The 12,645-nt window shown below is 68.8% G+C and carries 15 protein-coding genes; 8 read left to right on the forward strand and 7 right to left on the reverse strand.

The genetic code is table 11. The features are described 5' to 3' along the window. Window position 1: 1 nt before the first annotated feature. Genes LKD76_RS13660 through LKD76_RS13680 form a run of 5 tightly spaced genes read left to right on the forward strand, consistent with a single transcriptional unit; the run spans window position 2 to window position 4,447 of the window. Complete coding sequence (locus LKD76_RS13660) at window positions 2-607, forward strand: ATP adenylyltransferase (RefSeq protein ID WP_227981665.1); 606 nt, start codon at window positions 2-4, stop codon at window positions 605-607. A 1-nt stretch (window position 608) separates the two neighbouring features. Continuing rightward, on the forward strand, window positions 609-1,280 hold the full coding sequence (pgsA, locus tag LKD76_RS13665; protein ID WP_227981667.1) for a phosphatidylinositol phosphate synthase: 672 nt from the start codon (window positions 609-611) through the stop codon (window positions 1,278-1,280). Further along, window positions 1,234-2,283 (forward strand): phosphatidylinositol mannoside acyltransferase, encoded by a 1,050-nt coding sequence (locus LKD76_RS13670; RefSeq protein WP_227981669.1) that lies wholly within the window; start codon window positions 1,234-1,236, stop codon window positions 2,281-2,283. The genes pgsA and LKD76_RS13670 overlap by 47 nt, the downstream gene beginning before the upstream one ends. After that, the gene (locus LKD76_RS13675) at window positions 2,280-3,404 is read left to right on the forward strand and encodes a glycosyltransferase family 4 protein (protein ID WP_227981670.1); all 1,125 of its coding nucleotides are present in this window, start codon (window positions 2,280-2,282) and stop codon (window positions 3,402-3,404) included. Before LKD76_RS13670 ends, LKD76_RS13675 begins: the two co-directional genes overlap by 4 nt. Then, a complete protein-coding gene (locus LKD76_RS13680; protein ID WP_227985239.1) occupies window positions 3,404-4,447 on the forward strand; it encodes an NUDIX hydrolase in 1,044 nt (347 codons plus the stop codon). Before LKD76_RS13675 ends, LKD76_RS13680 begins: the two co-directional genes overlap by 1 nt. Before the next feature lie 85 nt (window positions 4,448-4,532). On the opposite strand, the gene LKD76_RS13685 is transcribed toward LKD76_RS13680, so the two are convergent. Genes LKD76_RS13685 through LKD76_RS13700 form a run of 4 tightly spaced genes read right to left on the reverse strand, consistent with a single transcriptional unit; the run spans window position 4,533 to window position 7,354 of the window. Then, window positions 4,533-5,765, reverse strand: coding sequence for an NAD(P)/FAD-dependent oxidoreductase (locus tag LKD76_RS13685; protein WP_227981672.1), 1,233 nt, complete (start codon window positions 5,763-5,765; stop codon window positions 4,533-4,535). Then, window positions 5,762-5,944, reverse strand: a complete 183-nt coding sequence (locus tag LKD76_RS13690) for a rubredoxin (RefSeq protein WP_227981674.1) — start codon at window positions 5,942-5,944, stop codon at window positions 5,762-5,764. The genes LKD76_RS13685 and LKD76_RS13690 overlap by 4 nt, the downstream gene beginning before the upstream one ends. 1 nt (window position 5,945) lies before the next feature. Further along, window positions 5,946-6,131: a rubredoxin gene (locus LKD76_RS13695; protein ID WP_227981675.1), complete on the reverse strand. Its 186-nt coding sequence runs from the start codon at window positions 6,129-6,131 to the stop codon at window positions 5,946-5,948. Then, window positions 6,131-7,354 carry an alkane 1-monooxygenase gene (locus LKD76_RS13700; protein WP_227981676.1) on the reverse strand — a complete coding sequence of 408 codons (1,224 nt, stop codon included), beginning with the start codon at window positions 7,352-7,354 and terminating at the stop codon, window positions 6,131-6,133. Before LKD76_RS13700 ends, LKD76_RS13695 begins: the two co-directional genes overlap by 1 nt. A gap of 204 nt (window positions 7,355-7,558) precedes the next feature. On the opposite strand from LKD76_RS13700, the gene LKD76_RS13705 reads away from it, so the two are divergent. Together LKD76_RS13705 and pdxS are read left to right on the forward strand one after the other, a co-directional pair. Beyond that, window positions 7,559-8,173 (forward strand): TetR/AcrR family transcriptional regulator, encoded by a 615-nt coding sequence (locus LKD76_RS13705; RefSeq protein ID WP_227981677.1) that lies wholly within the window; start codon window positions 7,559-7,561, stop codon window positions 8,171-8,173. 520 nt (window positions 8,174-8,693) lie between these two features. Beyond that, window positions 8,694-9,596: a pyridoxal 5'-phosphate synthase lyase subunit PdxS gene (gene pdxS / locus LKD76_RS13710; RefSeq protein ID WP_227981678.1), complete on the forward strand. Its 903-nt coding sequence runs from the start codon at window positions 8,694-8,696 to the stop codon at window positions 9,594-9,596. An 82-nt stretch (window positions 9,597-9,678) separates the two neighbouring features. On the opposite strand, the gene LKD76_RS13715 is transcribed toward pdxS, so the two are convergent. Continuing rightward, a complete protein-coding gene (locus LKD76_RS13715) occupies window positions 9,679-10,260 on the reverse strand; it encodes a TetR/AcrR family transcriptional regulator (protein WP_227981679.1) in 582 nt (193 codons plus the stop codon). A gap of 1 nt (window position 10,261) precedes the next feature. Further along, on the reverse strand, window positions 10,262-10,684 hold the full coding sequence (locus LKD76_RS13720; RefSeq protein ID WP_227981681.1) for a VOC family protein: 423 nt from the start codon (window positions 10,682-10,684) through the stop codon (window positions 10,262-10,264). A 252-nt stretch (window positions 10,685-10,936) separates the two neighbouring features. Here LKD76_RS13720 and LKD76_RS13725 point away from each other — a divergent pair, with 252 nt between their 5' ends. After that, entirely contained in the window at window positions 10,937-11,905 is a 969-nt protein-coding gene (locus tag LKD76_RS13725; RefSeq protein ID WP_227981683.1) for a LysR family transcriptional regulator, read from the forward strand. 16 nt (window positions 11,906-11,921) lie between these two features. On the opposite strand, the gene LKD76_RS13730 is transcribed toward LKD76_RS13725, so the two are convergent. Further along, entirely contained in the window at window positions 11,922-12,533 is a 612-nt protein-coding gene (locus LKD76_RS13730) for a nucleoside/nucleotide kinase family protein (protein WP_227981685.1), read from the reverse strand. Window positions 12,534-12,645 lie beyond the last annotated feature (112 nt).

Genomic DNA, 12,645 nt, shown 5'->3' on the forward strand with positions numbered 1-12,645 from the left:
CATGGTGGAAGAAGCTGTGACACAACAGGAGCCGGGGCGCATCGTGGACACGGGGGCGGGGGATCCGGACCGGTTGCAGCGCCTGTGGACCCCGTACCGGATGTCCTACATCACCGGCGCGGTCGCCGATCGTGACAGCCGCGCCGCCGAGGAGAACACATCGGCGGGCCTGAAGCATCCGTTCACCGAGATCCCGAAGATGTCCGATGAGGACGGCCTGGTGATCGCCCGGGGCGAGTGGGTGTTCGCGGTGCTGAACCTCTACCCGTACAACCCCGGGCACATGATGGTGGTGCCATATCGGCGGGTGGCCGACCTCGAGGACCTCACGGCCGAGGAGAGCGCCGAGCTGATGGCGTTCACCCAGCGCGCGATCCGGGTGATGAAGCGGGTGTCGCGTCCCGAGGGCTTCAACGTCGGGCTCAATCTCGGCGGTGTGGCCGGCGGCTCACTGGCCGACCACCTGCATCAGCACATCGTTCCCCGCTGGGGTGGGGACGCGAACTTCATCACCGTCGTCGGCGGGGTGAAGGTGATGCCGCAGTTGCTGCGGGAGACGCGGGCCCTGCTGGCCGGGGCATGGCACGAGGCGAAGGAAGTCGAGTAGCGTGCTGAGCTTCTTCGGTCGGGAGACGTTCGCCAAGGCGACCGCGCCGCTGGGCCGGGCCCTGGTGAGCACCGGGCTCACCCCCGATGCGATGACGTTGATCGGCACCACCGCGTCGATCGTGGCCGCGGTGACGCTGTTCCCGACCGATCACCTGTTCTGGGGAACAATGGTGATCTGGCTGTTCGTCATGTTCGACATGCTCGACGGGGCCATGGCGCGAGCCCGCGGCGGCGGCACGAAGTACGGCGCGGTGCTCGACGCCACCTGCGACCGGGTGGCCGACGGCGCGATCTTCGGTGCGCTGGCCTGGTGGTCGGTGTACCACGAGCACAGCAAGCATCTGTTCGTGGCGACGCTGGTCGTCCTGGTGACCTCGCAGGTGATCTCCTACGCCAAGGCGCGCGCCGAGGCCAGCGGCCTGTCGGCCGACGGCGGCATCATCGAGCGCCCGGACCGGCTGGTGATCGTGCTCGTCGGCGCCGGACTCACCGGTATCGGCGGCTATTTCGACGTCGACTGGCTCACCTACGCGGTCTATGTCGCGATGTACGTCCTGGCGGTGCTCAGCATCGTCACTGTTTTCCAGCGCGTGCTGGCGGTGCGTAATTCGGCCGGGGCCCGCGATGTCATCGCACCGGCGAAAAAGGCCACACCCGATACGGCGAAGTGAGGATCCGGTCGTGACCCAGATCAGGGCGGCACTGACCGACGCGGCGTACGCCACCGGCTGGCGGCTGGTGCGCGGGCTGCCCGAGCGGACGGCGCGCCGGTGGTTCGATGTCGGCGGCGACTGGGTGGCTCGCCGCGCCAACCGCGCGATGCACCGCGGTCAGGAGCCGAATCAACTGCGCCGCAATCTCGCCCGCGTGGTGGGTGTCGATCCGCACGAGGTACCCGACGACTTGATCGCCGCGTCGATGCGCTCCTACGCGCGCTATTGGCGGGAGGCGTTCCGGCTGCCGACACTCGATCACGCGGCGCTGGCCGGCTCGCCGCTGATGCCGCCGCCCGACGGTATCGAACACCTCGACGCCGCCCTGGTGCGCGGGCGAGGTGCGGTGTTCGTGCTCCCGCATTCCGGGAACTGGGATATGGCCGGGATGTGGCTGGTGCAGAACTACGGCAGCTTCTCCACCGTCGCCGAACGGCTGCACCCGGAGTCGTTGTTCGAACGCTTCGTCGCCTATCGCGAGAGCCTGGGTTTCGAGGTGTTCCCGCTGACCGGTGGTGAACAGCCGCCGTTCGGGCAGCTGGCCGAGCGGTTGCGTCGCAATCGGGTGGTCTGCCTGATGGGCGAGCGGGACCTCACCGGCAAGGGTGTGCCGGTGGATTTCTTCGGCGAACGGACCTGGATGCCGGCGGGCGCGGCGAAGTTGGCCATCGAGACCGGCGCGGCGTTGCTGCCGGTGCATGCCTGGTACACCGTCGACGGACAGGGTCGGGAGGGCTGGGGTCTGAAAACCGGCGCACCGCTGGATGTCTCGGGTGGTGTCGCCGCGGCGACCCAGCAGATCGCGGACAACTTCGCGGCGAATATCGCGGAGCATCCCGCCGATTGGCATATGTTGCAGCCGCTGTGGGAGGGCGATCTGTCTCCGCACCGCCGGGACCGGATCGCCCGGGCTCAGGCCACGCCGACCGGTGAGCGTCGTGCCGGAGACGCGGCGTCATGAGAATCGGCATGGTCTGCCCGTACTCGTTCGACGTGCCGGGTGGTGTGCAGTCCCATGTCGTGGAGCTGGCGCAGGTGCTGATCGAGCGGGGACATCGGGTCAGCGTCCTGGCACCCGCCTCCGACGACACCGAACTCCCGGAGTTCGTGGTCTCGGCCGGCAAGGCCGTGGCCATTCCCTACAACGGCTCGGTGGCGCGGCTGTCGTTCGGCCCGACCGCCTACACCCGGTTGCGGCGCTGGATCGCCGACAACGACTTCGAGGTCCTGCACGTGCACGAACCCAACGCGCCCAGCATCTCGATGCTGGCGTTGAAGGTGGCCGAGGGGCCCATCGTGGCCACCTTCCACACCTCGACCACCCGGTCGCTGGTGCTGGCGACCTTCCAGGGTGTGCTGCGGCCGTATCACGAGAAGATCAGTGGCCGGATCGCGGTCTCCGAGCTCGCGCGGCGCTGGCAGGTCGAGGCGCTCGGCAGCGACGCGGTGGAGATCCCGAACGGGGTCGACGTTCGAGCGTTCGCGAATGCCCCACTGCTGCAGGGCTATCCGCGTCCGGGCGGCACGGTGCTGTTCCTGGGGCGCTACGACGAACCCCGCAAGGGCATGGCGGTACTGCTGGGCGCGCTGCCCCGGCTGGTCGACCGGCACCCGGAGATCGAGATCCTGATCGTGGGTCGCGGCGACGAGGACCGGCTGCGCCGCGAGGCCGGTGAACATGCCGGACATCTGCGTTTCCTGGGGCAGGTGTCGGATGCGGAGAAGGCCTCGGCGATGCGCAGCGCGGACGTGTACTGCGCGCCGAATCTGGGTGGTGAGAGCTTCGGCATCGTGCTCGTGGAGGCCATGGCGGCCGGAACCGCCGTGGTGGCGAGCGAATTGGACGCGTTCCGGCGGGTCTTGCGCGACGGTACCGCGGGATCGCTGGTGCCGGTGGGGGATTCGACCGCACTGGCTCGCGCGATCGACGTACTGCTCACCGACGGCGGCCGCCGCGCGGCCCAGGTGCGGATCGCCGATCAGGTAGTGGGCGAATACGATTGGCCGGTCGTGGCCGAACAGATTCTGCGGGTGTACGAGACGGTGACCGTCGGTGACGCCCGGGTGAGGACCGCTGGATGATCACCTTCTCCGCGACGACCATTCTGGTCCTCGCGCTGATCGCGGCGGTCGTCATCGCCATCGGTGTCTGGGCGTATTCCACCGCCAACCGGCTCGACCGGCTGCACGTTCGCAGTGATCAGGCGCGTGACGCACTCGAGTCGGCGCTGGCGCGGCGCGCGGTGGTGGCGCGCACGGTGGCGATCTCGATGGCGGGGCCGATGTCGGAGTCCGCGGCCGCCGAGCAGGCCAAGCGGCTGATCGGGCTGGCCGATCGGGCCGAACGGGCCGACTGGAGCGACCGGGAGACCGCGGAGAATCAGCTCGCGGTCGCCCTGTCGTCGGTCGATATCGCCACATTGCGCCCGCAACTGGTGGCCGAACTGGCCGATGCCGAGGCGCGGGTGCTGATCGCGCGGCGCTTCCACAACGACGCCGTGCGCGACACCCTCGCGCTGCGCACCCGGCGGCCGGTGCGACTGCTGCACCTGGGTGGTACCGCACCGCTACCCACCTATTTCGAGATCGCCGAACGGGCCACGGCGGCCGCGGCCACCGGACTCGAGGTCGACACCGTGCGCACTTCGGCGCGCGTGGTGCTGCTCGACGAGCAGGATCGGGTGCTGCTGATGCGCGGCCACGATCCGCTGACCCCGGATTCCCCGTTCTGGTTCACCGTCGGCGGCGGGATCGAACCGGGCGAGACACTGCGCACCGCGGCCGTGCGCGAGGTGTGGGAGGAGACGGGGTTCGCCCTGGACTCCACGCTGCTGCGGGGCCCGATCTGGCGTCGGGTCGCGGTCTTTCCGTTCAACGGAGAGCTGATCCGCTCCGAGGAGTTGTTCTTCGTCGCGCGCGTTCGCTGGTTCGACCCGAAGCCGGCGGATCCGACGGTGTGGGAGCGGCGCTGTGTGACCGCCTACCGCTGGTGCCGCCCACCGGATATCGCGGAACTGGACACCATGGGGGAGCAGGTCTACCCGTACCACCTGGACGGATTGCTGGGCGAGGCGATCGCCGTGGCGGGGTCGGAGGCAGAGCCCGAGGTGCGGTCCATCCGCTGAGAGCGAATGCGCCGCCCGGCCCGTGTCGATCCGGGCCGGGGAGCCGCTCGATTCCGGACGGACTACCGGCTCGGCGGCGGGGAACTCAGTGGCGGCCGACCGGTTCGGACACGGCGGCGAGTTCGGTGAGTGTGATGGCCGGATCCGCCCAGGTCCGGTGATCGTGGGTGGTCCGGGCGGTGATGAGGGATCGGGCCGCGCGCAGATCGGCGGGTCGCGCCACCGCGGCGGCGGCCGTCAACCGGCCCGCGCGCAGGGCCAGCGCCACGAATCGGTCCTCGGTGTCGCCGGGCCGCACCACGATCTCGTCGTCGGGATCCGGGCGGCCCGCGAACTGGATGGTGGTGCCGTACTGCGTGGTCCAGCCCCAGCCGGCTTCGGCGCGCGCGACATCTCGTCCCAGTACCGATTTCGCCACCGCGATGCCGTGGGCCTGCGCGCTGTTCCACTGTTCGGAGCGGATATGGACCCCGCAGTCGGCGTCGTAGACCGCGGCGGCGTCACCGGCGGCGAAGATATTCGGAGCCGAGGTGGTGTGGTACTCGTCGACGAGGATGCCGTCACCGACCGCCAGGCCGGCACGGCGGGCCAGGGCCGTATCCGGTTCGGAGCCGATGGCGATGAGCGTGGCCGCGGCCGACCACTCCCGCCCGTCGGCCGCGACGGCCCGGATGCCGCCGCCCGCGTTGTCGATGCGGTCCAGCATCACCGAGTCGTGGATGACGACTCCGTTGTCCGCGTGCAGCTTTCGGCAGTGCTCTCCGACGACGGGCGCGACCACGCGCGCCAGTGGCGCCGGTCCCGAGTGCACGACCTCCACCTGAACGCCCAGGCCGCGTGCGGTGGCGGCGACCTCGCACCCGACCAGTCCGCCGCCGACGATCAGTATCGAGCCGCCGTCGACCATCGCCGTGCGCAGTGGTGCGACGTCGGCGGCGCCGCGCAGGGTGTAGGCGCCGTACTCGGGTCCGGGCAGCTGCCGCGCGTGCGCGCCGGTGGCGAGGATCAGGGCGTCGTAGCCGAGCGTGGAGCCGTCGGCCGCGTGCACCCGGTCGGCGTCGACCTCGATCTCGGTGACGGCGGTCGCGGGCCGCAGTTCGATATCGAGCGCGGTCCACGATTGCGCCGATTCGAGCAGCAGGCGCCGTTCGTTCGCCGTGCCGGCCAGCAATTCCTTGGAGACCATCGGCCGCCGGTAGGGCAGGTGCGCTTCGGCGCCGAAGACGACGATCTCGCCGCGGTATCCCTCGGTGCGCAGGGTTCGGGCCGCGGTCGCGCCGGCCACGCCCGCGCCGATGATGACGATACGTCCCGTCATGCCCGGCTGACCTCGACCATCTCGAAATCGGCCTTGGCCGCACCGCAATCGGGGCACGACCAGTCGTCGGGGATGTCGTCCCAGCGGGTGCCCGGTCCGATCCCGTCCTCGGGCCAGCCCAGCGCCTCGTCGTATTCGAAACCACATTGCACGCAGCGGAACAGCTTGTAGTCGGTCATGTCAGGATCCTTTCGTCGCGGCCGGGTCGAGCGGTTCGAAGTCGAGCTTTTCGCGGACGCCGCAGTCGGGGCAGCACCAGTCGTCGGGGATCGCTGTCCACGGCGTACCGGCCGAAAAGCCCTCGCGCGGTGCGCCTTCGATCTCGTCGTAGACGAAATCGCAGATGGGGCAGAGGTATCGCGACATCAGCGGGCTCCGAACTTCGCGAGGATCCGATCACGCTTGCCGGGCTGGATATTGGCGCGGGTGATGTCACCGTCGTAGTGGGCCAGCACCCGCCGGTCCATGACGCGGCGCCACAGCGGCGGGAAATACGCCACGGTGATCATGCTGGCGTAGCCGCTGGGCAGGTTGGGAGCACCATCCATACTGCGCAGAATCTGATAGCGCCGAGTGGGATTGGCGTGATGGTCGCTGTGCCGCTGCAGGTGGTAGAGGAAGATGTTGGTGACGATGTGGTCGGAGTTCCAGCTGTGTTCGGGGGTGCAGCGTTCGTAGCGCCCGGCCGCGGTGCGTTGTCGCAGCAGGCCGTAGTGCTCGAGATAGTTGACGGTCTCCAGCAGCGAGAATCCGTACACCGCCTGCAGCACCAGGAACGGCAGCACACCGGGCCCGAAGATCGCGGCCAGCGCACCCCACAGCACCACCGACATCAGCCACGCGTTGAGCACATCGTTATGAATGGTCCACGGCCGCTTACCCATTCGCCGCAACCGGGTCTGCTCCAATGACCAGGACGAGCGCAGACTGCCCCACACGCTGCGTGGCAGGAAGGTCCAGAACGATTCGCCGAGGCGCGAACTCGCCGGATCCTCCGGCGTCGCCACCCGGACGTGGTGGCCGCGATTGTGCTCGATGTAGAAATGGCCGTAGAACGTCTGGGCGAGAGTGATCTTCGACAGCCACCGCTCCAGTTCGTCCTTCTTGTGGCCGAGTTCGTGCGCGGTGTTGATTCCGACGCCCCCCATGATGCCGATGCTGAGCGCCAGTCCGATCTTCGACGCCAGGCCGAGCCCGCCGTCGACGCCCAGCCACGACAGATCCGACGCCGACCACAGATAGCAGGCGAAAACCAGGCTGAGCAGCTGGAACGGAATGTAGGCGTACACGCAGTAGCGGTAGTAGCGGTCGTTCTCGAGCTGTTCCATCACCTCGTCGGGTGGATTCTGCCCGTCGGGACCGAAGAAGCGATCCAGGATCGGCAGCAGCACGTAGACCAGCAGCGGTCCGATCCACCACCAGACGGGTGCCGCGTGCTGCCAGCCGAGTTGGTTGAACAGCCACACGAGCCCAGCGGCCAGCAGGACGGCGGTCGGAGGGACGAGACCGAACAGCCATAGATAGCGCTTGCGATCGTGCCACTGCGGCAGTGCGGCCGCCGCCGGCTCGCCGATTCGGGATGTGGTCACGGGTTCTCCTCACGGACGGTGCGCCCGATGGCGCGTGAAACGGGGTGGTGGGCGCGGACGAGGCTCGCGGGCGTCGGATCTGGGACTCGGGTTGCGCTCCACCTGGAGCGATTTACACTTTTCGAAGAAGTGTTCTCATTGAATACAGATCTGTCTGAGTTGTCAATAGTCGAACGTTTTCGCTGATGCTGTACGATCGAAGCCATGGCTACCGCGCCGAACTTCCAATCCGAGATGCGTCTGCTGTTGCGCGAGCGGGTCATCGACACCGCTCGCCGCCTGGTGTGTACCGAGGGGTGGGGCGCGGTGAACATGTCGCGGGTGGCCAAGGAGGTCGGGGTCAGCCGGCCGGTGCTCTACAAGGAGATCGGCACCAAACAGGACCTCGCCGATGTCGTCATCGCGAACGAGGTGGATGTCTTTCTCGTGGGGATCGCGGAGAACCTGGCCGCCCATCCCGACGATGTGATCTCCGGGGTGCTCGCCGCGATCGAATTCACGCTGCGTACCGGTGCGGACAATATGCTGCTCAAAGCCGTGCTGTCCGGCCGCTCGGCCCCCGACACCGCCCTGCTGCCCGCGCTGATGACCGAGCCGGAACCGGTGCTTGGCCGAGCGATCGAGGCGGTGACCGCGGCGATCCGTGAACGCTACGAGCTGGCGGGGGTGACCGACGAGGAACTGGCCCCGGTCGCCGAAACCGTTGTGCGCCTTGCGCTCAGCCATCTGTTCCAGCCCACCGGATCGGTCGAGGCCGCGCTGGGGCGGATTCGGGTCGTCGCCGTGGGGTTGTTCGATCCGCTGCTGGCGCGGGACTGAGTGTCGGATCACTCGAAACCCTTGATGGGCACCGTCTTTCGTCGGCGCCACGGGTGATCGGCAGGATCGGCGTCCGATTCGTGCTGTGTGCTACCTCACCATCGGTTAGGGTCGAATCCGGTTTGCCGCACACCGGATCCGGCGAACCGGTGTGTGGAGGTGAATGTCGAATGCATATGTCCTATCTGCTGTACGACTTCCTGCTGCCCTATGTGGGTGAGCAGGCGGCGACCTACTGGGCGCAACTGCTCGTCGTCGGTCCGCTCTGACCGGCGGGAAGGGGCTCGGTCCGCCCACGTCATCGTGCGGCGGCCGTGCTCACTTCCGGAGCGGGATCGTCCTCGCCGTAGCGCCGGTGTAGCGGCGCACCGGACGCCGCGGCCGGTGGGCGGATTCGGTCCGACCAGTCCAGTGCTGCCGGACTGGCTATGAAGGGGCCTGATCGGGGCGCCTAGAATCGTGGGGGTTCGCATCGCAGCGTGCCCTTTCGAACGAATCCCCGATAATCAGGAGTTTGCCCGTGACAACGCCCGACACCACCTCGACGACCGGCACCGCCCGCGTGAAGCGCGGTATGGCCGAGATGCTCAAGGGCGGGGTGATCATGGACGTCGTCACCGCCGATCAGGCCAAGATCGCCGAGGACGCCGGTGCGGTCGCGGTCATGGCGCTCGAGCGGGTTCCCGCCGATATCCGCGCCCAGGGCGGCGTCGCCCGCATGAGCGATCCGGATCTGATCGACGGCATCGTCAACGCCGTCTCCATCCCGGTCATGGCCAAGGCGCGCATCGGTCACTTCGTCGAGGCGCAGATCCTGCAGAGCCTCGGTGTGGACTACATCGACGAGTCGGAGGTGCTGACCCCCGCCGACTACGCCAACCACATCGACAAGTGGGAGTTCACCGTCCCCTTCGTCTGCGGTGCGACCAACCTGGGTGAGGCGCTGCGCCGCATCACCGAGGGTGCGGCGATGATCCGCTCCAAGGGTGAGGCCGGTACCGGCGACGTCTCCAACGCCACCACCCACATGCGCAAGATCCGCGGCGAGATCCGTCACTTGCAGTCGCTGCCCGCGGACGAGCTGTTCGTGGCCGCGAAGGAGCTGCAGGCGCCCTACGAGCTGGTCCGTGAGATCGCCGAAACCGGCAAGCTGCCGGTGGTGCTGTTCACCGCCGGTGGTATCGCCACGCCCGCCGACGCCGCCATGATGATGCAGCTCGGCGCCGAGGGTGTGTTCGTGGGTTCGGGCATTTTCAAGTCCGGCAACCCGGCCGAGCGTGCCGCCGCGATCGTCAAGGCCACCACCTTCTACGATGACCCCGATGTGCTCGCGAAGGTCTCGCGTGGTCTCGGAGAGGCCATGGTCGGCATCAATGTCGAGGAGATCCCGGAGCCGCACCGTCTGGCCGAGCGCGGCTGGTGATCGCCGCGCCGAAAACCCCCGCGCGGTAAGCGTTGTCGCCGGGCCGTCCGAATCGGACGGCCCGGCGTTCTCGTTCGCGGGCTCAGCGCCCGGTGGCCGGTTTCGGCAGTGCCGCGAGTACCGTGTCGACGGTTTGCTCGGCGAGGGTGTCGGTGAGCGGCAGGTGGGCGAACAGTGCGCGGTAGTAGACGGGCGCGGCGAGGGCGTCGAGGACGAAGTCGAGATCCGCGACGGCGCCGATCTCCGCCCGGGCCATCGCCGATTCCAGTCGCGCGGCACTCGATTCCCGGCGCGGCGCGAAGACCGTGCGCAGAAAGTGCTGGGACAGTTCGGGATCGGCGGCCAGATCCGCCACCAGTGCCGGCAGGATCCGGCCCAGATCGGTGGTCCGCAGCGCGGTGACGATGGTGCGCGTACCGGTGATCAGATCTGCCCGTAGGTCACCGGTGTCCGGCGTGGGGGCGGCGCCCAGCATCCGCGCCACCACATCCACGACCAGGTGTCGTTTCGACGGCCACCGGCGATAGATCGCGGGCCGGTACTGGCCGGATTCGGTCGCGATGCGCCCGATCGACAGCTCGGCGTATCCGACCTCGCCCAGCAGGCGGCGAGTGGTGTCCAGAACCACCGCGTCGATACGGTCGTCGCGCACCCGTCCGGCCATCTCAGAACACCTTGCGTGGCATCAGCACCAGCCGCCAGCCGTCGGGATCTTCGAAGGTGATGCCGCCGTGGGCCGCCCAGTACGGATTCTCCGCGGGCACCGGTTCGGCCCCGAATTCGGCCAGCCGCGCCACCACGTCGTACATCGCCGCCTCCCCGGTGAAGTACAGCACCAGCAGATTGTCGCGAGTCGGTGCGGGACAAGGACTTCCGTCGGCACTGCTGGTGAATTCGAGGTGGTATCCGGCGCCGGGCAGGCCCAGCATCACCCCGTCGTATCCGTCGTGCCCTTCGAACCGGTACAGCTCGCGCAGTCCGAGTCCCTCGCGGTAGAAGCGCGCCACCTCGGCCAGGCGATCGGTGGGACGCGCGATACGTACCTGGGTGACCGCCAGGTGATCCGGCCACATGTCCACAGTGCTCATGGCTCAATATTACAGTACGACCTGTATTGAAATAACTTCGCCCGCCGCCGAAGCGTCCCCCCCCCCCCGCGCCGGTCGTGCGGGGCGGTCCGCGGCCTGGTGCTCGGGATCGGGGGTGGTGGCCGCGGCTGTCGCGCAGGCGGCGAATATCCTGGCCGGTACCGTATTTCGCGCATCGCGAACCCGGTACAGTGGCGCGGGCCGAACCGGCGGCGAGGGTGATGGACAACCGATGGTTGTGACGGAGGTGCGATGACCGATCTCGATCTGGCCGCGGTGCGTGCCTTCGTGGCCGCGGTCGACGAGGGGCAGTTCGGGCACGCCGCCGACCTGCTCGGCATCAGCCAGCAGGCGGTGTCCAAACGGATCGCCAAATTGGAGTCGCAGCTGGGCGCGGTCCTGTTCGACCGGGTACCGACCGGTGTCGTCGCGACCCCGGCCGGAGCCCGCTTCCTACCACACGCGCGCTCACTGCTCGCCGTGGCCGATGGCGCGGTGGCGGCTGCGCGCGATGTGCCGCGCCCGCTGCGGGTCGCCGTACAGGGGGAACGCCAGGGGGCGATGGAGCGGATGCGGTTCTATCTGGACCACCACCGCGACTCCGATACCGAGATCGTCATCTCGAACGTCTTCGTGACCTCGCGGGATATGGTCGTGCACGGCCGGGCCGACGCGGCCTTCGCTCGCGCCCACGGCGGCCCGAATCCGCTTCCGCCGGATATCGCGGCCGCACCGGCGTATCTGGATCCGTCGCATCTGCTCGTCGGCCGCGAACATCCCCTGGCGGGCAGATCGGCGGTCACCCTCGCCGAGCTCGGCGCGTCGACGGTGTGGATCCCCGGCGCGGCAGTGCCCTCGGAGTGGGCCGACTTCTACCGCGAGCTGAGCGAATTCTGCGGTGTCACCGTCGACACCACACCCCGGTCGACAGTCGGTGCGCCCGGACCCGACGGTGTCCAGGCGATGATCGAGCGCATCGCCGGCTCGGACACGCTGGCCACCGTCAGCAGTGACCACTTCCGCAATCCGTGGCATCCGCACATCAGAAAACTGCCGATCGTCGACCCGACACCGGCGTATCCGCACGCGCTGCTGTGGTCGACCGCTAACGCCCATCCCGGCCTGCCGCAGCTGATCGACCATTTCCGCGCCAACTACGACGGCGGCATCGCCGCGGACTGCTGGCTCCCCGAGGACGACCGCGCTCTTTTCATCGGGTGAGGTGGCGCGCGCCCGGTCAGCGGTTCGTGCGCAGCGCGGGCCGGTCCGGATGATCCCACCGCACCTCGAAGGCGGGGATCTCGTCGTGCTCGGCGTCGTGGCGCAGCAGCGCCGGGATCGTCCAGAGCTCGCCGGGGTCGGTGCGCCGGCGCAGCGCCGGCTCCGACATCTGCAACCGGACCGTCAGATCGAAATCCAGATTCCGGCCGAGCAGCATCGGCCCGGCCACCACGACGACGGCGCCGGGGCCCGCGGGCCGCACGGCCGCCCGGGCGGATCGGTCATCGGCCTCGTTCCACAGGGCGGGCAGCCACCGGCCCCGGTGTCGCAGCGCCTGCAGCACTTCGCGATCGAGTGCGGCGTAGTCGAACCAGGCTGTCCGATAGGACATCTCGTCACGGCCGAATTCCAGCCGCACCGATGCCGGGCGGACGAAGTCGTGCAACCACACCACCGCGGCCGGGCGGCCCCGGGTCCGGATCAGTTCGGCGAGGCGGCCGGCGGGGTCGCGCGGTGCGGCCGCGTCGGCGCCGTCGACCGCGACCACCACCGCGCCGGGGAGATCGAAGACCGCCTCGGCCACCGAGGTGACCAGCCCATCCACGGTGGTGGGGGTGTATCCGGGCATCCGCATATCATGCCCGACGCCTCGCCGATCGCGGAGAGTCGCCCGCGGAGCGGGTTAGCCATCGCATAGCCTGAGCGGGACGATCCCGGACGGACGGACCCTGCGCGAGGTG

The organism is Nocardia spumae, from assembly GCF_020733635.1.
GTDB lineage: Bacteria > Actinomycetota > Actinomycetes > Mycobacteriales > Mycobacteriaceae > Nocardia > Nocardia spumae.

Excerpts from the sequence above, each read along its gene's own strand:
- LKD76_RS13660 (WP_227981665.1), top strand. The coding sequence starts at position 2 with ATGGTGGAAGAAGCTGTGACACAACAGGAGCCGGGGCGCATCGTGGAC.
- LKD76_RS13670 (WP_227981669.1), top strand. The coding sequence starts at position 1,234 with ATGTCATCGCACCGGCGAAAAAGGCCACACCCGATACGGCGAAGTGAG.
- LKD76_RS13675 (WP_227981670.1), top strand. The coding sequence starts at position 2,280 with ATGAGAATCGGCATGGTCTGCCCGTACTCGTTCGACGTGCCGGGTGGT.
- LKD76_RS13685 (WP_227981672.1), bottom strand. The coding sequence starts at position 5,765 with ATGACGGGACGTATCGTCATCATCGGCGCGGGCGTGGCCGGCGCGACC.
- LKD76_RS13690 (WP_227981674.1), bottom strand. The coding sequence starts at position 5,944 with ATGACCGACTACAAGCTGTTCCGCTGCGTGCAATGTGGTTTCGAATAC.
- LKD76_RS13695 (WP_227981675.1), bottom strand. The coding sequence starts at position 6,131 with ATGTCGCGATACCTCTGCCCCATCTGCGATTTCGTCTACGACGAGATC.
- LKD76_RS13705 (WP_227981677.1), top strand. The coding sequence starts at position 7,559 with ATGGCTACCGCGCCGAACTTCCAATCCGAGATGCGTCTGCTGTTGCGC.
- LKD76_RS13715 (WP_227981679.1), bottom strand. The coding sequence starts at position 10,260 with ATGGCCGGACGGGTGCGCGACGACCGTATCGACGCGGTGGTTCTGGAC.
- LKD76_RS13720 (WP_227981681.1), bottom strand. The coding sequence starts at position 10,684 with ATGAGCACTGTGGACATGTGGCCGGATCACCTGGCGGTCACCCAGGTA.
- LKD76_RS13725 (WP_227981683.1), top strand. The coding sequence starts at position 10,937 with ATGACCGATCTCGATCTGGCCGCGGTGCGTGCCTTCGTGGCCGCGGTC.
- LKD76_RS13730 (WP_227981685.1), bottom strand. The coding sequence starts at position 12,533 with ATGCCCGGATACACCCCCACCACCGTGGATGGGCTGGTCACCTCGGTG.